Raw genomic sequence first — 18382 nt, 5'->3', positions numbered from 1 at the left:
CCTTATGCGATATAGCTTCGTCATCCCCGTATATAACCGCCCCGATGAGGTGCGGGAGCTACTGGAGAGCCTGACCCATCAGGAGCTCTTCGACTTCGAGATAGTCATTATCGAGGACGGCAGCTCCGTGAGTTCGGAAGCCATCGTCGAGAGCTATCGTGGGAGCTTCCCAGCTCTACGCTATATCGCTGTACCCAATGGAGGTCCCTCACGAGCCCGTAACCTCGGAGCTCGTGAAGCCACGGGCGAGTACCTTATTATCCTCGACTCGGATGTCGTCCTCCCCCCAGGCTATCTCACTGCAGTAGATGACTACCTGGAGAAACATCCCGTGGATGCCTTCGGCGGGCCTGATGCTGCATCGGACGACTTTACCACGGTACAGAAGGCTATCAACTATGCGATGACCTCTCCCCTAACGACTGGGGGAATCCGTGGTGGAAGCGCTGACGGTATGGAGAAGTTCAAGCCACGTAGCTTCAACCTCGGTTGTCGCCGCTCCGTCTACTTACAGCTTGGAGGATTCAATGAAGCGATGCGCTTCGGCGAGGATATTGACTTCAGCCTTCGCCTCATCGAGGGAGGGCATAGCACGGCACTCATCCAAGAAGCCTTCGTGTACCACAAGCGCAGAGTGGACTTCCGCAAGTTCTTCAAGCAGGTCCATAACTCAGGTATCGCACGTATCCACCTGGAGACGCGCCATCCTGGGAGCACACGATTAGTGCACCTTCTACCCGCCCTCTTCACCATTGCCTCCATCATCGCGCTCTTCCTTTGCGTTGGGCGACTGGGGCTATTGGCTCTTGCCGTCATCTTCTTTATTGATGCTTATCATCGAGCAGGACGATCGGTGGAAGTTGCCCTCCTCGCTGTACCCGCATGCTTCATCCAGCTTTGGGGCTATGGCTCAGGCTTCCTTCGTGCTTGGTGGGGGAAATATATCCTTCGCAGTAAGGAGTTCATTGCCTTCAAGGATAACTTCTATGAGTAAGGGCTGGGGTAGCTACATTCGCACCTATGGGATCGTACTATTCCTACCTTTTACCTTGGGCGCTTGTCGTCCAAAGGTAGCGACCTCATCCCTCGGCGAAGTCTACCTACCCGATCACCTCACCTCCCCACGTGAGCGTCTCGGCTACCTCATCGACCACTACTGGGACAAGATGGAGGCACAGCCTGACACCTCGCAAGCGCTTATTACACGCCAAATAGAAGACTTCTGTGGTCTCCTACACGGGGCACCCCTCGGGACTGCTCGCCGTAGTATCTTCCGCTCTCTGAACTACCTCTCTGGCGAAGCTCTACAAACAGCCCTCTCCACCTACCGCTCGCAGCTATATAATCCCGAGAGTCCTCACTACAATGAAGGGGTCTATAGCCTCGTCTTAGCGTGGGAAGAGTCTTCCATGAAGGTAGACTCGGCACGAAAGGTAGATGCATACCTTCAGCGAGTGCGCCTTCAGCACAATGCAATAGGTCGCAGTGCCCAAGACTTCCTCTACCACACGAGCGACACTACGGGCACGGTGAGCCGACGTCTATCCCACTTCAGTGCCCCCTATACCCTACTCGTCCTCTCCGTCGACTCAGATAAGAGAAATCAGCAGTGGGCAGAAGCACTCCATGGGCACAAGGCTCTTTATCGCCTCGTGCTGGAGAGGAACCTACGCCCGTTGGTCGTCTATACGGGAGCTACACGCCCAGACTCAGCACTCAGAAGCCTTTGGTCTGGGGCAACACTGGGCTATGATTCCGCAAAGCTCATCACAGCTCAACGACGCTATGACCTAAGCCACGGTAGTGCTCTTTACCTCTTAGATGCGAAGAAGACCGTTCTTCTGCGCAACACCTCTATCCCTAAGATTGCGACTTACCTCCATGCCCGTGATGAAGAGTAAGCGACTACTAACGGAACTGCTGGACTACATCGAGCTTTTCGAGCAGTCTTTCCCCAACGATGAGGAGCTCAGCATGAAGAGCTTCCTCATCTTCGTGCAGAGCATGCAAGAGGGTTCGGAAGCAAGCCCCACGTCTACGATGCGCCCAGCGAACATGGGACAGCAGCGTGAGGTATCCATCGCCCGCCACCTAAGCCTTCTCCATCGCTACTCTAAGGGCTACATCAAGCGTGCGCTCATGGCCTCCGACCTCCTGCAGAGCGAAGAGGAATACTCCTATTTGGCAAGCCTCATGAGTGGCAAGCCCCAGACCAAGACCGAGCTGAATACACTCAACGCAATGGAGAAGACCTCGGGTGCTGAGATCATCCGTCGCTTAGTAGCTAAGGGCCTGGCTGAAGAGCGCACTGATGAGCGAGACCGACGCAGTGTCCTCGTCACCATCACCCCGCAAGGTCGAGCTGAATTGATAAAGGTATTCCCCCAGCTTCATACGGCTGCTCTACTTCTCTCAGCACCATTGCAGGAGCCGCAGCAGGCTACCCTGGACTTCCTCCTCCATTATCTCTGCGGAGCTCTTTCGACACTGCCCCCCGCCAAGAGCGACAGTGATCTTGCCGAGCTTCTAAGCACACTACGTGCTGGTGCCCCATCCCATTAGTATCATCTGCCTATGCTTCTCTTAGAGCTACTCCTTACATTCGCAAAAGGTATACTTATCGGTCTCTTAGTGTCTGCTCCCATGGGGCCGACAGGTCTCCTCTGCATGAGAGAGACGACACGTGGCAGACGTCGTGATGGGATGCTGGTAGGCCTCGGAGCGACCCTCAGTGACTTAGTCTATGGCCTCATCGCCTACTGGGGCGTAGGGATCGTACTGAATCTCCTCGATCAGTACAGTAGCTCACTCAGACTCGGTGGGAGTATCTTCATCTTGGGCTTCTGTATCATCCTCCTCACGCGACACGTCTCGACGAGCGAAGACGATACGCCCGCTCCCCCACATCGTCTCAAGTCTGCCTACAGCGTGAAGAAGGTATCTGGAGCCTTTGCTCTTACGCTCTCCAATCCCTTCATCATCCTACTCTTCCTCCCGCTGTACGCACGACTCGAGTTCGTTCGGGCTGTGAAGCTCCAATTCGTTGAGCTCTTTGTAGCTATGGCGGGCATCGGTATCGGTTGCCTCCTCTGGTGGGTCATCCTGACCTATATCGTCAAGAAGCTCTCTGCCCGCTTTGGCATGAAGAGTCTAGAATGGATTAACCGCATCGTAGCCCTCGTACTCATCATCTTAGCTCTCGTAGGGATCTACACCTCACTCTTTGAGTAGCCCCTGCGTAGGCCTCCCCTCTTTTTATCCTTGTACAAAACTTATGAAGCAAGCTTATATCCCCCGCATTGAGCGCGGTGCACACACCCTATCTGAGTTCACTCCCATCCTGCGAGAGCAAGGTGAAGTGCTCTATATCGATACGCTGAACTGGCGTACAGACTTCCCTCACCGCCCACTCGTAGCTGCTTATCTTGGCTATGATGCCAAGGCACTCTACATCACCTACGTCGTCGATGGCCAAGACCTCCGCACGCTCTCCCCTGGAGATGGGAACTATGTCCACGAAGACAGCTGCGTCGAGTTCTTCATGCAGCGCGAAGTAGGTGAGGCCTATATTAACTTCGAGTTCAATGCTGCTGGAGTATGTTATGCAGCCCACCACCAGTCCCCATCCGAAGCTGAGCTTCTCAGCGAAGAAGAGTTTGCCAGCATTGATCGCTGGGCGACTCATCTCGGAGAGCACGGGCTGGAGCTGACGGGTGCTCATGCATGGGAAGTCACCGTCGCCATCCCCTGGACGACGATGGGCTACGAAGCTGCTAAGCTCCCCTCGTCGCTGCGTGCCAACCTATATAAGTGCGGCGACAAGACCCCACATCCTCACTTCCTCAGCTGGGCACCTATCGAAGAGGCTCAGCCCGCCTTCCATCGTCCACAGTTCTTCGGTGAGCTCTTCCTCCAAGCATAGTCCCGATACGCCCACTATGCCCCACCGACACTCTACTTGGCTTGGTGCTCTTGCACTGAGTCTCATCGCGCTGGCTCCGCTAAGAGCTCAGACGGGACTCACTCCTCAGGATAGCTTGCGTCTGGACTCCCTTGACGGACTCCGCCGAGAGCTTGTTCGTGCCAACGAGGCTCGCCCGAAGTATGGCATCCCGATGATAGACCGCTTCTTCCGCTACGAGCCTGTCGCCCCATATAATCAGAATCGTGGCTATCAGTTCCTCCATGCCGTCGCAGCGAGTATGGCGCGCAATCAAAAGTCCTCAAGCAGTACAGGGGGACCTCTCCAGACACTCATTGAGATCGGGGGTGGGAAGGACTTTGACTTCGGCAAGTGGCGCATTGGCATCGATGGGGTCATTGACCTCTTGACCGCCAAGAACTCCATCGACGGCCAGTGGTTCGGCTATGGTATCCTCGTAGCGCGTAAGCTGGGAGAAGGCCGGTCAATCCGTCTGCGATCCTCCATCAACTATGCGCTCAAGAGTCGCAACTGGTATCACGAGCACAACCTGCTCCTCTACTACGCGCCCCAGCTCAACGGGCTTATGATACTCTCTGGTGGGCATACCTCACGAGAGACCTTCCACCTCACTCCCGAGGAGATTTACCGCGGATACTATGGAGCACTCCCTGCGGCAAATAGCCCCGTCGCATCGTTTGTCAAGGACTATCTCCAGCTACGCAATCGCATCCAACTCACCGAAAGCCTCGACCTCTCGACCTCCCTACTCTTCGAGGATCGCAAGCCTCAGGTAGGTATCCCCTTGGAGCACCATCGCGCCCTGCTCGCTTCGGGACAAGTGCTTTGGGCCCCCTCCTTCCTCAATCGTAGCGAGTCGGGTATACCCATTCCCATCGGCCATCGCCGTGAGCTGGGGGTCATCTATAAGCAGGCCTTCGACCCAAATGGGAGCACGCAGTCCGCTTCGGCCGTCCCTTACAGCCGCTTCCAGCAGCTCGAAGCCTTCGTCCGTGGCACGATCCCATTGAACGAGGACAATAAGATCGACCTGAAGATCAATGCGGGTACGTACCTCTCTCGGGAATATCTCTCCCCAAGCGATGAGAAGTACTTCGCCCTGGCTCCTGTCATTGACCGCACACCCTTCAAGGACAACTGGGCGACCCTGCCCCCCTTCTTCACTGGAGGAAAGAGCTGGACGACGCAGGAAGTCAACTTCTATTCAAATCGCTTCCTCCTCTCACGCACCAAGGGCTTCGGGGGCTTCTTCCGCATGGACGATGCGCTCCACGCCCGCAACCTCCTCACCGGAGATGGTCGTGCCTTCAGCGAGATCGGCTACTCCATCGGCTGGGGTGACATAGCACGCTTTGGCCTCTTCGCTGGGTATGACTGGCAGAAGACACGACCACACGTTGCCTTCCGCATCAGCCTACCCATCCTCTGCCTCTCAGCCAGCGCCAGCGAGCGCTATTAGCCTCCCCCCAAGACGAAGCCACCCGACGCGATGCCGATAGCATCACGTCGGGTGGCTTCGTCTTATAGTGGCTGGCGAAGACTCTGGGGCAATGTCCCTATGCCTTTAAAGTACCATGTAGTTACGAAGCGAAAGGCCTGCGGCAAGAGGACGTATACGTTCCCTGATCAAAACGTATACGTTTCATGCCCAAGACGTATACGTTTCACGCTCGAAACGTATACGTTTTCATCGCCAAACGTATACGTTTTACCCGCGATAGGTATACGTTACGCTCAGCAAGGGTATACGTTCTGTCCAGCGCCCTCACATTCTTCCCTTTCGGAGGGAATCAAGCCCAGCCTTCTACGAGCCTTCTGTACAATAAACAGAAAGTAGTCTTCCCCCAAATCGGACACAAACGGCGCTTGATGAAGTAATGGGAAGTTTCTACCTTTGCTATGAGCTTGATGACGCGAGCTCCCACTCCCCACGCGGGATAAGACCACACGCCAAGCAACAACACATACATTATTAATCACCCTATGATCCACTGTACCCTCGACGAGTCCGCTCGCTACGAGTCCCTTCATCCTCGCTTTAAGGAGGTCTTTGACTACATCAAGAGTCACGACCTACAGGCTATGGAGCCCCAGCGCTTGGAGCTCCGAGGCGAAGAACTCTTCATCAACCGAATAGACGCTCCATCCAATCCCCAAGATGAGCAGCCGATCGAAGCGCACGAATCCTACATCGACATCCAGGTCCTCCTTGAGGGCCGCGAGCGCATCGGCTGGCTCCCCCGTGCTAAATGCCTTAGCCCCCGTGCCCCCTACGATGAGTCGAAGGACATCATCTTCTACCATGATCAGCCGACGAGCTACGTCGACTTGCTCCCAGGAGACTTCGTCATCCTCTTCCCCGAGGATGGTCATGCTCCCTTCATCGGGGACGGAAGTCCCATCAGTAAGCTCATTGTCAAGGTCCGCCGATAGCAAAACCAGTACACATCCCTGTGGAGGCACCCTCCGTACGTAGCAGGATTATCACTATCTTAGCCTAAGGATAAGAGCAAAATCATTCCCTTTAACACAAGACAAATCTCAAGTATATGAAGACAAATCAATGGATACGCCTCGGGCTCTTTGCCCTGGCTACGACCATCGCCCTACCCGCCGTCGCTCAGCGTAAGCGCCCCACCAAGGGGAAGGTCACTAAGGTCGTCATCACGCAGCCTAAGGCTGGCAACTACCGTATCGATGGGATGGCTCCCGCAGATGCCAATGGTCAGTGGGTCTACCTCTACAAGCCCAGCGGGCAGGGTGCTTCGGATAGCGTCCAGATCGCCAATGGCCGATTCACACTGGAGCGTGCTGTAGCCGAAGACGGTCTCATCGCACATCTGGTCATCCCCAGATCGTACAACCTCTCCTTCATCCCCGAAGAAGGGATCATCAAAGCTGATCTCGCTGCGATCGCTGCTACAGGGACGGCACTGAATGACCTGCACGCACAGAAGGCCAAGGCACGCGAGGCCCTCGAGACAGAGACAAGAGGACGCCTCAAGGCTATCCGCGCAGACAAGAACCTTGACGACAAGGCCAAGGAAGAAGCCCAAGAGAAGATCGTCAACGAGTTCTACGGCAAGATCAAGCCCCTCGCCGAAGCTGACCTCAAGGAGCACTCCAACGATGCTATCGGTCTCATCGCGCTTCAGAACCTCCTCGGTATGGAAGGCGTAACCGTCGCTAAGGCAGAAGCACTCCTGCAGCAAGCCGGTGATCGCCTCCGTGCAGAAGAAAGCATTACGAAGATGGTCGAACGCCTTCGCCGTGTAGAAGCTACGCAGGCAGGTGCACAGTTCGTAGACTTCGAGGGAGTAGATGACGCGAACAAGGCCGTCCGCCTCAGCGACTACGTGGGCAAGGGTCACTATGTCCTCGTTGACTTCTGGGCTTCATGGTGCGGTCCCTGCCGTCGTGAGATCGCTCACCTGAAGAAGGTGCGCGATACTTACACCGACAAGGGGCTCGTCATCCTCGGTACGGTCGTATGGGATGAGATGGAAGATCACCTCAAGGCTATGAAGGAGCTTGAGATCACTTGGCCTCAGATCTTCAATAAGACCGAAGCTACAGAGCTCTATGGTATCGCAGGGATTCCTCAGATCATCCTCTTCGATCCCGCAGGTAAGATCGTCGCTCGTGACCTCCGTGGTGAGGAGATCAATAAGCTCCTCGACAAGGCACTCCAGGATAATGGCGGCAAGCTCTAAGCGCTTGGCACCAGACCTCTAAGCAGAAGCCCCCAGCTATATCTCTTCGGAGACGTAGCTGGGGGCTTCTGCTATATACCCCTGCATGAAGCACACCTCACACCTACCACGTTAGATACCTATATACGATGACAAGACTACTACTCTACTCCGCCCTTCTTCTACTCACATTCATTCCTCAACATCTCCTTGCACAGCAAAGCGAGATCATCGAACTCAAGATCACGGGAGAAGCCACAGAGTTCGATAAAGACCAGCAGATGCGCCTCATACGCGTCTCTGATGGAGTTGTCATAGATAGCGTACCTCTCAAGGCGCGTCGCTTCGAGAAGGTCCTACGCCTCCCGACCAGTGAGCCTTATTATGAGCTATGCACCGATGCAGGCAGTCGCGTCTATCTCTTCCCCGAGCCAGGCGCACTCAAGATATCCTTTGAGCGCGAGGTGGCCTTAGGTACTCCTCTCAATGATAAGTTCGCCAAACTGATGGACAAGAAGAACGAGCTGCTTAAGCGCCGAGAGGAGAAGGAGCGGACATTGAGCAGAGACAAGAGTATCTCCCAGCTGGAGTTCGCCATGCTGGCCGACAGCCTACTCTCCGACTACGATACCTCACTGGCAGCCGTCTATGCCTCCCAGCTCAAGGAGCATCCCGACGATGCCGTAGGACTCTTCTGTCTCCGAGCCGTACTACGCACGATAGACGACGATACTCAAGCGACCAAGAATCTTGTATCTCAGGTCTCCAAGAGGCTTACACAAGATGAGGAAGTCAAGGAACATCTGCAGCGCATTCAGAAGAATGCCACCCCTCCAGGCTCAGATCTTGATCCATCTATCTATATGCTACGAGGAACGGACATGAAGGGACAGCCCGCCGTACTCCGGGACTACCTCGGCAAGGGGCACTATACCCTCGTCCACTTCTGGGCCTCATGGTGTCCTCCTTGCAGAGAAGAGATGGCTGAGCTCCGAGCATACTACATCACCTACGGCCGGCAGGGACTGCAGATCGTAGGCGTAGGCATGAACGATGACTATGCTGCCCTCTGCAACGAAGCGGAGCGCCAAGCTATCCTGTGGCCTCAAGTATTCCTCGATAAGTATCAGCGTGTAGACGGGGTCAAGTATATCCCTCGCCTAATTCTCTTCGACCCTAAGGGGAACTGCATCAATACCAATGTACCCCGAGAGGATGCCGAGGATACCCTCGAAAAGCTTGCGAGATCTATGGGCGGCAAGCTCTAACTAATCACATATACATAAAGGCTCGCCCCCTATCTGAGGCACCCATGCGGTGACCGGAGATAGGGGGCGAGCCTTTTCTTGCTCTTTACGGAGCGGAGCGCTACTTCTTGCGGGTGTGTTGCTTCACCTTCTGCTTGAGAAGCTCCTTGAGATACATACCCGTAGCGGACTCTGCGCAAGAGGCGACCTCCTCGGGTGTGCCTTCGGCGACGATGTAGCCCCCCGCCTTACCACCCTCAGGGCCCATATCGATGACCCAGTCGGCAGCTTGGATGACCTCAAGGTTGTGCTCGACGACGATCACCGAGTGCCCCTGATCGATGAGGGCCTGCAGAGCATCCAGCAGGGTACGGATATCGTGGAAGTGTAGCCCCGTCGTCGGTTCGTCGAAGATGAAGAGCGTGGGGAGCTTCTTCCCCTTCCCGAGGTAGTAAGCGAGCTTGACACGCTGGTTCTCCCCACCAGAGAGCGTAGAGCCAGACTGCCCCAGCTTGATATAGCCTAAGCCTACACGCTGCAGAGGACGGAGCTGATCGATGATCTTCGACGTCAGCTTGGAGGACGCACTATTCGCCTCGAAGAACTCGACCGCCTCATCGACACTCATATCCAGGAGCTGGGAGATATTCACACCACAGTACTCGGCTTCCAAGAGTTCCTTGCGGAAGCGCAAGCCGCGACAAGCCTCACAAGGCAAGGTGATATCCGCCATGAACTGCATCTCGATGGTGATGACGCCAGCCCCTTGGCACGTCTCGCATCGCCCGCCTTCCTTATTGAAGGAGAAGTAATAGGGCTTGAAGCCCATTTGCTTCGAGAGGGGAAGGCCTGCGTACAGCTCACGGATCGTATCAAAGGCGCCGACGTAAGTGACGGGGTTGGAGCGGGAGCTACGGCCGATATTATTCTGGTCGACGTACTCGATCTGGCTGATGGCACTCAGGTCTCCCGAGATACCACGAAGCTCGAGGTTGTCCATCGGCTCCTTGTTCAGCAGGCGAGAGACCCCTTCGTAGAAGAGCTCACGCATCAGGGTACTCTTCCCCGAGCCACTGACCCCACTGACGACAGTGAGTGTATGTAGGGGGAAGCGCACTGTGAGGTCCTTGAGGTTGTGCATCGTCGCACCCTCGACCTCGATATAGCTATTCCATGGACGGCGCACCGAGGGCAGAGGAATGGTCTCACGCCCCGTGAGGTAGGCAGCCGTATAGCCTGGTGTTTCCTTCGTTATTTCGGCGGCAGGTCCAGCATAGACGACCTCACCGCCATAGCGCCCGGCATCGGGCCCGATGTCGATGATGTAGTCGGCAGCACGCATCATCTCCTCATCATGCTCGACGACGACAACTGTATTGCCCAAGTCTCTCAGACGGTGAACGACACGGATGAGGCGCTCGGTATCACGCTGGTGGAGGCCGATACTCGGTTCGTCCAAGACGTAGAGCGAGCCTACGAGGCTACTTCCGAGCTGCGTCGCGAGAGTCACTCGCTGGCTCTCCCCACCGGAGAGGGTGCTGGAGAGTCGGTCAAGGGTCAGATAACCCAAGCCGACCTCATCGAGGAAGGTCAAGCGAGAGCGGATCTCATGAAGTAGGCGCTTTGCTATGAAAGCGTCTCCTTCGGGGAGCTGGAGATTATCGAAGAAATCACGGGCTTCCCAGAGGGTCATCGAGACGACCTCGGAGATATTCTTCCCTCCGACCTGGACACAGAGGGCATCGGGCTTGAGTCGGCCACCACGGCAAGAAGGGCAGACCGTCTTCCCCGTGAAGTGCGCGATACGCACGCGATTCTGAATCTTATGGAGCTGACTACGCAGGTAGTCAAAGTAGGGAGTGATCCCGATAGGACCATACTCCTTCGATGGGATGCCCTCCCACAGCTGGGTCTTCTGCTCCTCTGTCAGCTCCTCATAGGGGCGATGGATGGGGAAGTGTAGCTTCTCAGCATAGCGAATGAAGAACTGCTTCCACTCCGACGAGACGACCCCACGCCAGCAGGCGACGGCATCATCATAGACCGAGAGTGTAGGGTCGGGAATTACTAAGCGGTGGTCAATACCCACGACCTTCCCGAAGCCTTCGCACTCGGGGCAAGCGCCGATAGGATTGTTGAAGCTGAACATCTCGGGGCTGGGCTCTTGGAAGACTCGCCCGTCAGCCTCGAAGATATTGCTGAACTCCTGCAAGCGCACGGGTTGGCGCGCTCCATCCTTCATCTCCTCGATAGCCAGAGAGCAGATGCCTCGCCCCTCGAAGAAAGCGGTCTCTACGGATTCGCCAAGGCGATCCACGGCCTCCAGCTCTTCACTGAGCGCCAAGCGGTCGATGAGCAGGTAAAGCCCTTCGGCACGGTCATCCTTCCACAACAGGGCGTCCTCGATAGCTACGATGCCGTCCTCCGTCCAGAGACGACTATACCCCTGCTGCAGCTGGATCTCCAGATGAGCCGCGAGTGAGCGCCCTGAGGGGATATGCAGAGGGACGATGAGATAGACGCGACTCCCTATGGGGAGCGACTTGATGTAGGTCAGCACATCCTTCACCGTATGCTTGCGCACCTCTTCTCCTGTCGTGGGGGAGATTGTATGCCCTACACGAGCATAGAGCAGACGGAGATATTCGTAGATCTCCGTCGAGGTAGCCACGGTCGAGCGGGGGTTACGGCTGACGACACGCTGCTCGATAGCGATTGCGGGTGGCAGACCACGTATCCAGTCGGCCTCGGGCTTTGCCATACGCCCGACGAACTGACGCGCGTACGAAGAGAGGCTCTCGACATAGCGGCGCTGCCCCTCGGCATAGAGTGTATCGAAGGCCAGCGAACTCTTCCCCGAGCCACTCACGCCTGTGACGACGACAAGCTGCCCGCGGGGGATCTCGAGGTCTATATCCTTGAGATTATTGACACGTACGTGGTGCAGGAGGATATGCTCGGCCGTATCGTGGCGGTCGGCGGGTGTGGTGGGCGAAGTCTTCTTATTTAGTTTACGGGCCATCGAAGCTGAGTAATAGGCAATATACGGGGCGAAGGAGGGGCTTCTACCCCTCGCAAAGGACGCTTAACTATTCTTACAAAAATACGAATTATTAGCGCGCTAATCACCGATTAGAATAGGCGGACGAAGCTACCGCCTCGAAATCCCTATCCCCTATTGGGGCTGTGAGAGGATCATCCCTTCGGAGTGAAAAGCTGAAAGCAGTAGTGGTATGACCTCCTATGCGTACGAGAATTAGTTGCGGACGAATAGCTGATAAGTTCGATCTACGTGCGTGGCTCTAATATCTACGTGCGTGGACATTTGGATTTACGTACGTGGTCTTTAAGACTACGTACGTGGACGGAGGAAAACCACTGTGGGCGGCTACTTTTTTATTCACAGAAAGACCATTTTTCCTCTGCTGGATAAGAAAAATCCTCGTGCTGAAGTGAGGGGCTCACGCTACCACAGGTGAGAGGTGCTACTATGGGAGGATGGGGCGTACTACACGCCGAAAGAGCTACACCGCATGGTGAGAATCGCGACATGAGCACCCCTGCTATGATCTTCTCAACCTTCGGTCTATACCGTATATTGATATATCGTATCTTTGCTAATGGACCATGGAGCCTCGAGGATTCAAAGCTCCTCCCCTATTACACACAACCCAGTATACTATGGCATACTTAGAAGTAGATCACGTGACGAAGCGCTACAGCGAGCATACCGCCCTCAATGAGGTCTCGCTGAGTGCCCACGAAGGACGCATCTTCGGGCTATTAGGACCGAATGGTGCAGGCAAGAGTTCGCTCATCCGTGTCATCAATCGCATCACAGCCCCCGACAGTGGAGAGGTGCGTCTCGAAGGTCACCCCCTGCGAGAGGAAGACCTCTTCCATATCGGATACCTCCCCGAGGAGCGTGGTCTCTACCCCAAGATGAAGGTCGGTGAGCAGGCCATTTACTTAGCACGCCTCAAGGGGCTTAGCAAGTCAGATGCCCAGCAGCGAGTCAAGGAATGGTTTGAGCGTCTGGAGATCACGTCCTGGTGGGGCAAGCGCGTCGAAGAGCTCTCGAAGGGAATGCAGCAGAAGGTCCAGTTCGTCACGACCGTCGTGCATGAGCCCCGCCTGCTGATCTTCGATGAGCCATTCAGTGGCTTTGACCCCGTAAATGCTGAGGTACTCAAGCGGGAGATCCTTGCTCTCAAGGCCCGGGGAACGACTCTCATGCTCTCCACCCACAACATGCAGAGCGTCGAGGAGCTCTGTGATGACATCGCGCTCATTGACCGCGCCGAAGTCGTCCTCTCGGGTCAGACAGCTGAGATACGCCGAGCACACGGCTCTCACACCGCACGTGTCGTCTATGAGGGAGAGATCTCCCCTACTGACCTATCTCGTCTAAATATACTGGAGCATGAAGAGCGCGAGTACTCTAAGATCCTGCGAGTACAGCTTCAGCCCGAGGAGGAGCTTCGCTCGATCATCGGTCAGCTCCCCTCTGCCATCCACCTCCAGAGCATCGAGCTGGAATACCCCTCGATGCATGAGATCTTCCTCGCAACAGTCCAAGCTAAATAGTATCTGGTATGAATAAGCTACACCTCGTCATCGAGCGCGAATTCACCACGCGCCTCCGCAAGAAGTCCTTCTGGGTGATAACCTTCGTCATGCCTATCCTGATGATTGGCCTCGGCTTCGTCCCAGCTGCTGTATCCTCGATCAACGAGGTGGATCACCAGCAGCAGGTAGCTATCCTTGACCACACGGGTCGCTATGCAGCCCTCTTCCAAGACAATGGCAGCTATAGCTTCGTCAATTCGGACCGTCCCTTAGACAGTCTACGCAGCGAAGCCTCCCAAGAGGCAATCACGGCTATACTCGAGATCCGAGACGATCTCTTGAAGGACCCAAAAGCTATCAGCCTCTTCTCTTTCAAGCAGCTACCACAAGGGCTGGAAACTTATATCAATGAGGTGCTCTCCCGACACCTCACCGAGGAAAAGATCCGCTCGTACAACATCCCCCAGCTACAAGAAGCTATACAGGAGAGCCAAGTCCAGCTCCATGTCTCCACATATAAGTGGGGCGAATCTGGGGATGTCGATGCGTCGTCCAGTACTGTAGCCAGCATCATCGGCATAGGCCTTTCATTCTTCAGTTACCTCTTCATGATGACCTATGGAGGTATGGTGCTACAGGGGGTCCTGGAGGAGAAGAAGAATCGTATCGTCGAGGTCATCATCTCCTCAGTACGCCCTCAAGAGCTTATGCTGGGCAAGATCATCGGGATAGGTCTCTTGGGTCTCCTACAGATCGCTATTTGGGCCATCTTGTTCTTTGTAGGAGCACAGATCGCCCAGGCATTCTTCCAATCAGAAGTCATAGGAGGAACTTCATTCCTTAGCCAGGCCACGACCTTCTTCGCTGTACTGCAGGGTGTGAACTTCGCAAAGATTCTGATATTCTTCATCCTCTTCTTCGTGGGTGGCTACCTCTTCTACGCATCCATCCTCGCAGCTCTAAGTTCGCTGGTAAGCTCAGATGAAGAGGCATCACAGATGATGATGCCTGTCGTCCTCCTCCTCATCTTCTCTATGTATGCTGGCATGGGGAGTGTAGACAATCCTGATGGCACCCTCGCCTTCTGGGCTTCATTCTGCCCCTTAACGTCCCCCGTGGTGATGATGGTACGACTGCCTTACGATGTACCTCTCTGGCAGCCCCTTCTGAGCCTCGCTATACTATATATCACCGTCTTCCTGACGAGTGCCCTCGCAGGGAAGATTTATCGTACCGGCATCCTCATGTATGGCAAGAAGCCATCAATGCGTGAGGTATGGCGCTGGATTACTTACAGACAATAGCATCCCATTACCCCAACTATGATTCACTTCGTATCGCTGGGCCCTGGAGATCCAGAGCTCATCACCCTCAAGGCCCTTCGCACCCTACGCGAGGCCGACTATATCTACACGCCCGTCCCTGTCTCACGCAAGGGCCGTCATGCCTCGAAAGCCGCCGAGATGATGCTCTCACTCGGCATACGCGAGGAGCAGATCCAGCTCTACGACCTCCCGATGAGCAAGGATCGTGATGGTGCTCTCGAGGCCTATGAGATCGTAGCCCGAGAGGCCTGCGAGAAGCAAAAGGCCGAGCCTAGTGCCCGCATCGCCATCGTCGCTGAGGGTGACTGTGGCTTCTATTCCTCCTCAGCCTATATCGGGGAGCATATCGAGCAAGAGGGATTCACCACAGAGCAGATCTGCGGTGTCCCCGCCTTCATCGCCTGCAATGGCCGGCTCGGTGGTCAGCTCGTGCAGCTCGAAGAGCAGTGTACTGTCATCCCAGGCGAAGCTACTCGTGAGGAGTGGGATCGTGCTTGGCAGAGCCGTCATACCATCGTCGTGATGAAGGGATCACTCTGTGAAGCGGAGATCAAGTCAGCTATCGCCCAGCACCCCGATCGCAAGTGGCATTACTTTGAGTTCGTAGGCATGCCGAAGGAGTACATCACCTCCTCTACGGATGAGATTCTCCAGCGGGAGTTCCCCTACTTCTCTATCATCATCAGTAAGCGCCGATAGGGCACTTCAGCACACACCTCAAGCAGCGAACAAAGTCTATTTCAGCAGATTATACTATATTTGCTAACGAAAGCGTTCTCTGCTTGTAGGCATCTTTTGCCTACAGCCCATCCGAAGTGGAGGGAGTCAAAGTAAAGTACTGGCTCCCTCCACCTCGGGTGTTTAAGGTCCTTCCCACACGGGGGAGATAGCCTGCCTCACCTAAGTTAAGACAGGATGATTCGATTCAAGAAGTCATGCACTACCCTCGTAGTAGCAGCCCTCACTACCCTCCTTACCCTACCCGCAGGAGCCACCGACCTCAGCTCCACCCACGACGGAGCTCTGACCACAGAGACACACACCCAGCACACGGAGGCTTCACTCTTAGAGCTCACCACAGAGCTACAAGCCCCTGCACCAGCCCCCGCCCCCAGAAAATCAAGACATAAGCGCTCCAGCAGACGATACGCTGCAGGAAGGAGTCGCAGCTATGGCTCACACTATCGCCGTCGCAGTGGCGGCAGTGGCTTCTCCTACGATAAGATGGAGATAGCCTCCTCCACCCCCGATCTCATCAAGTCCGTCGTAGACCATGGGCAGCAGCTTTTAGGTCTACGCTATCGCACCTCAGGCGTCGCTAAGTGGCCCCTCGACTGCTCAGGCTTCGTCAGCTACATCTATTCTCTCGAAGGCATCAAGATCCCTCACTCCTCAAGTGGCCTGGCTGTCTATGCGAATAACATCAAGGATCCTCAGCCCGGTGACCTTCTCTTCTTCAAGGGGCGCAACCGCAGTGCCAACCGTGTAGGTCATGTGGCTATGGTCGTCAGCAATGAGGATGGCAACATCAAGATGATGCACAGCAGCTGTAGCCGCGGTATCGTCATCGAGAACTTTAACAACAATGCCTACTATACCTCACGCTATGTAGGCGCTGGCCGTCTACCCGAAGTCAAGGAGCACTGGAAGGGTGTCCCCATGGCCCCCGAATCCTTAGACTAAGTATGCTTCAGGTCGAGCAACTCACCAAGAGCTTCGGGGACCGCGTCCTCTTCTCTGACATCTCCTTCTCCATAGAGCGTGGGCAGAAGGTCGGACTCATCGCACCCAATGGTACGGGTAAGTCCACTCTCATGCGTATCCTGCTCGGCAGAGAGCCTCAGGACTCTGGCACCATCACCTACGAGCGTGACATCAAGCAAGCCTTCCTACCACAGCTCCCCGATCTCCCCGAGACAGGGACGATACTCGAGGCGTGCTTCAGCCCTTACGATCCCGTAGCACAGCTCACCCTCGCTTGGGAGATAGCCGTGGAGGCAGGGGATAGCCAGACGATGGAGCGTCTCCTGCCCGAGATGGAGGCCAAGGGAGCATGGCACTATGAGCAGCGTGCTAAGGAGATCCTGGGAGCACTCGGCATCCACAACTACCAGCGCTCCGTCAAGGGGCTCTCTGGTGGAGAAGCTAAGTGTATCGCCCTCGGGAGTACGCTCATCAGCCAGCCCGACCTCCTCTTCCTCGATGAGCCGACGAACCACCTTGACCTCAAGAGTATCGAGTGGCTCGAAAGCTACCTCGCCCGCTCCACGATGGGTCTCTTACTCATCACCCACGACCGCTACTTCCTCGACCGCGTCTGCAACCAGATCATCGAGCTTGACGGCGGTCATCTCTACCGCTATAAGGGGAACTACGACTACTACCTCGCCAAGCGCGAAGAGCGTCACGAGCAGGAGGAGCAGTCCCGTCAGCGTGCACTCAACCTCTACCGACGAGAGCTCGAGTGGATGCGCCGTCAGCCCCAAGCTCGCGGGACGAAGGCACAGTACCGCATCGATGCCTTCCATGAGTTAGAGGCCAAGACTCGCCCTGCTCAGCGTACGGACGAAGTACAGCTCGGTGCCTCATCGACCCGCATCGGGAAGAAGATCTTCGAGGCGCACAACGTCAATAAGCGCTTTGGCGACAAGGTGCTCCTGCAGGACTTCAACTACGTCTTCAGCCGCTATGACAAGGTCGGTATCATCGGCGAGAACGGTGTCGGGAAGACCACCTTCCTCCGTATGCTCCTCGGCGAGATCGAGCCAGACTCGGGGCACTTCGACATCGGAGAGACTATACGCTTCGGCTACTACAGCCAAGAGCCTCCGACCTTCGCGCCCGAGAAGCGCGTCATCGACATCGTGCAGGAGATCGCTGAGAACTTCGAGCTTCCCGCGGGAAGCTCCCAAGTAGAGCGTCTCTCCGCCTCCCAGATACTTACGCGCTTCCTCTTCCCTCCCGAGCGCCAATACACCCCCGTCAAGAAGCTCAGCGGTGGCGAGCTGCGCAGACTCTATCTGTGCACCGTGCTCGTCACGTGCCCGAATTTCCTCGTCCTTGACGAACCAACGAACGACCTCGATATTCTCACGCTACAAGCACTCGAGGAGTACCTCGCGGACTTCGCAGGCTGCGTACTCATTGTCAGCCACGACCGCTTCTTCATGGACAAGGTCGTGAACCACCTCTTCACCTTCGAGGGAGCAGGCGTCGTACGTGACTTCCCAGGGAGCTACACCCTCTACCGTATGAAGCGTGAGGAGGAAGAGCGTCAAAAGGCTGAGGCTTCACAGCCCCGTAAAGCAGCCCCCCAGCCAGCAGAATCACGTCGCACAGCAAACCGCCCTGCACGCCTCACCTATGCTGAGCGACGAGAGCTGGAGGAGATCACAGCACGCATCCCCCAGCTGGATAAGGAGAAGACGGCCCTTGAAGCCAAGCTCTCCACAGGCACGCTCTCACACGAAGACCTGATGAAGGCCTCGGAGCGTATCGGCGAGCTCATCGAAGAGATGGACCTGCTTACCCTGCGCCAGCTCGAGCTGGAGGAGAAGGAGGCCTAACATACCCCCGACTATTTATTCACTAATCACATAGAAGTCT

The 18382-nt window shown here is 55.7% G+C and carries 15 protein-coding genes; 14 read left to right on the top strand and 1 reads right to left on the bottom strand.

All coding sequences use genetic code 11. The features are described from left to right. The first annotated feature begins 4 nt into the window (after positions 1-4). The 9 genes from HMPREF1323_RS04115 to HMPREF1323_RS04070 all read left to right on the top strand — a co-directional run bounded on the left by HMPREF1323_RS04115 (position 5) and on the right by HMPREF1323_RS04070 (position 8903). On the top strand, positions 5-994 hold the full coding sequence (locus tag HMPREF1323_RS04115) for a glycosyltransferase (RefSeq protein ID WP_009751903.1): 990 nt from the start codon (positions 5-7) through the stop codon (positions 992-994). Beyond that, positions 987-1901 (top strand): DUF5106 domain-containing protein, encoded by a 915-nt coding sequence (locus HMPREF1323_RS04110; protein ID WP_009432934.1) that lies wholly within the window; start codon positions 987-989, stop codon positions 1899-1901. The genes HMPREF1323_RS04115 and HMPREF1323_RS04110 overlap by 8 nt, the downstream gene beginning before the upstream one ends. After that, the gene (locus HMPREF1323_RS04105; protein ID WP_044124089.1) at positions 1891-2562 is read left to right on the top strand and encodes a MarR family winged helix-turn-helix transcriptional regulator; all 672 of its coding nucleotides are present in this window, start codon (positions 1891-1893) and stop codon (positions 2560-2562) included. Before HMPREF1323_RS04110 ends, HMPREF1323_RS04105 begins: the two co-directional genes overlap by 11 nt. A gap of 12 nt (positions 2563-2574) precedes the next feature. Then, positions 2575-3231, top strand: a complete 657-nt coding sequence (locus tag HMPREF1323_RS04100) for a LysE family translocator (protein ID WP_009433158.1) — start codon at positions 2575-2577, stop codon at positions 3229-3231. Positions 3232-3274: 43 nt separating this feature from the next. Then, entirely contained in the window at positions 3275-3922 is a 648-nt protein-coding gene (locus HMPREF1323_RS04095) for a carbohydrate-binding family 9-like protein (protein ID WP_009751923.1), read from the top strand. 16 nt (positions 3923-3938) lie between these two features. After that, the gene (locus HMPREF1323_RS04090) at positions 3939-5402 is read left to right on the top strand and encodes a DUF5686 family protein (RefSeq protein WP_009432891.1); all 1464 of its coding nucleotides are present in this window, start codon (positions 3939-3941) and stop codon (positions 5400-5402) included. A gap of 524 nt (positions 5403-5926) precedes the next feature. After that, positions 5927-6376 carry a YhcH/YjgK/YiaL family protein gene (locus tag HMPREF1323_RS04080; protein ID WP_009433032.1) on the top strand — a complete coding sequence of 150 codons (450 nt, stop codon included), beginning with the start codon at positions 5927-5929 and terminating at the stop codon, positions 6374-6376. A gap of 116 nt (positions 6377-6492) precedes the next feature. After that, complete coding sequence (locus tag HMPREF1323_RS04075) at positions 6493-7656, top strand: TlpA disulfide reductase family protein (RefSeq protein ID WP_009433111.1); 1164 nt, start codon at positions 6493-6495, stop codon at positions 7654-7656. A gap of 128 nt (positions 7657-7784) precedes the next feature. Next, positions 7785-8903, top strand: a complete 1119-nt coding sequence (locus HMPREF1323_RS04070; RefSeq protein ID WP_009433165.1) for a TlpA disulfide reductase family protein — start codon at positions 7785-7787, stop codon at positions 8901-8903. A gap of 100 nt (positions 8904-9003) precedes the next feature. Here HMPREF1323_RS04070 and uvrA read toward each other — a convergent pair whose 3' ends face one another. After that, positions 9004-11904, bottom strand: a complete 2901-nt coding sequence (gene uvrA / locus HMPREF1323_RS04065; RefSeq protein ID WP_009433213.1) for an excinuclease ABC subunit UvrA — start codon at positions 11902-11904, stop codon at positions 9004-9006. 659 nt (positions 11905-12563) lie between these two features. On the opposite strand from uvrA, the gene HMPREF1323_RS04060 reads away from it, so the two are divergent. From HMPREF1323_RS04060 to HMPREF1323_RS04040, 5 genes are all read left to right on the top strand, one after another. Further along, a complete protein-coding gene (locus HMPREF1323_RS04060) occupies positions 12564-13469 on the top strand; it encodes an ABC transporter ATP-binding protein (protein ID WP_044124026.1) in 906 nt (301 codons plus the stop codon). An 8-nt stretch (positions 13470-13477) separates the two neighbouring features. Then, the gene (locus tag HMPREF1323_RS04055) at positions 13478-14755 is read left to right on the top strand and encodes an ABC transporter permease (protein ID WP_009433126.1); all 1278 of its coding nucleotides are present in this window, start codon (positions 13478-13480) and stop codon (positions 14753-14755) included. A gap of 18 nt (positions 14756-14773) precedes the next feature. Continuing rightward, positions 14774-15475: a precorrin-2 C(20)-methyltransferase gene (locus tag HMPREF1323_RS04050; RefSeq protein ID WP_009432983.1), complete on the top strand. Its 702-nt coding sequence runs from the start codon at positions 14774-14776 to the stop codon at positions 15473-15475. 216 nt (positions 15476-15691) lie between these two features. Continuing rightward, on the top strand, positions 15692-16459 hold the full coding sequence (locus tag HMPREF1323_RS04045; protein ID WP_009432956.1) for a C40 family peptidase: 768 nt from the start codon (positions 15692-15694) through the stop codon (positions 16457-16459). 2 nt (positions 16460-16461) lie between these two features. Beyond that, on the top strand, positions 16462-18342 hold the full coding sequence (locus HMPREF1323_RS04040; protein WP_009433183.1) for an ABC-F family ATP-binding cassette domain-containing protein: 1881 nt from the start codon (positions 16462-16464) through the stop codon (positions 18340-18342). Positions 18343-18382: the final 40 nt, after the last annotated feature.

This window comes from Porphyromonas sp. oral taxon 279 str. F0450, from assembly GCF_000292995.1.
Classification (GTDB): Bacteria; Bacteroidota; Bacteroidia; order Bacteroidales; family Porphyromonadaceae; genus Porphyromonas; species Porphyromonas pasteri.
Note: the sequence above shows the minus strand (reverse complement) of the source record. Positions and strands in the feature narration are given on the sequence as shown.

What these genes read in the sequence shown, in the direction of transcription:
- HMPREF1323_RS04115 (WP_009751903.1), top strand. Translation starts at nt 5, where the DNA reads ATGCGATATAGCTTCGTCATCCCCGTATATAACCGCCCCGATGAGGTG.
- HMPREF1323_RS04110 (WP_009432934.1), top strand. Translation starts at nt 987, where the DNA reads ATGAGTAAGGGCTGGGGTAGCTACATTCGCACCTATGGGATCGTACTA.
- HMPREF1323_RS04105 (WP_044124089.1), top strand. Translation starts at nt 1,891, where the DNA reads ATGAAGAGTAAGCGACTACTAACGGAACTGCTGGACTACATCGAGCTT.
- HMPREF1323_RS04100 (WP_009433158.1), top strand. Translation starts at nt 2,575, where the DNA reads ATGCTTCTCTTAGAGCTACTCCTTACATTCGCAAAAGGTATACTTATC.
- HMPREF1323_RS04095 (WP_009751923.1), top strand. Translation starts at nt 3,275, where the DNA reads ATGAAGCAAGCTTATATCCCCCGCATTGAGCGCGGTGCACACACCCTA.
- HMPREF1323_RS04090 (WP_009432891.1), top strand. Translation starts at nt 3,939, where the DNA reads ATGCCCCACCGACACTCTACTTGGCTTGGTGCTCTTGCACTGAGTCTC.
- HMPREF1323_RS04080 (WP_009433032.1), top strand. Translation starts at nt 5,927, where the DNA reads ATGATCCACTGTACCCTCGACGAGTCCGCTCGCTACGAGTCCCTTCAT.
- HMPREF1323_RS04075 (WP_009433111.1), top strand. Translation starts at nt 6,493, where the DNA reads ATGAAGACAAATCAATGGATACGCCTCGGGCTCTTTGCCCTGGCTACG.
- HMPREF1323_RS04070 (WP_009433165.1), top strand. Translation starts at nt 7,785, where the DNA reads ATGACAAGACTACTACTCTACTCCGCCCTTCTTCTACTCACATTCATT.
- uvrA (WP_009433213.1), bottom strand. Translation starts at nt 11,904, where the DNA reads ATGGCCCGTAAACTAAATAAGAAGACTTCGCCCACCACACCCGCCGAC.
- HMPREF1323_RS04060 (WP_044124026.1), top strand. Translation starts at nt 12,564, where the DNA reads ATGGCATACTTAGAAGTAGATCACGTGACGAAGCGCTACAGCGAGCAT.
- HMPREF1323_RS04055 (WP_009433126.1), top strand. Translation starts at nt 13,478, where the DNA reads ATGAATAAGCTACACCTCGTCATCGAGCGCGAATTCACCACGCGCCTC.
- HMPREF1323_RS04050 (WP_009432983.1), top strand. Translation starts at nt 14,774, where the DNA reads ATGATTCACTTCGTATCGCTGGGCCCTGGAGATCCAGAGCTCATCACC.
- HMPREF1323_RS04045 (WP_009432956.1), top strand. Translation starts at nt 15,692, where the DNA reads ATGATTCGATTCAAGAAGTCATGCACTACCCTCGTAGTAGCAGCCCTC.
- HMPREF1323_RS04040 (WP_009433183.1), top strand. Translation starts at nt 16,462, where the DNA reads ATGCTTCAGGTCGAGCAACTCACCAAGAGCTTCGGGGACCGCGTCCTC.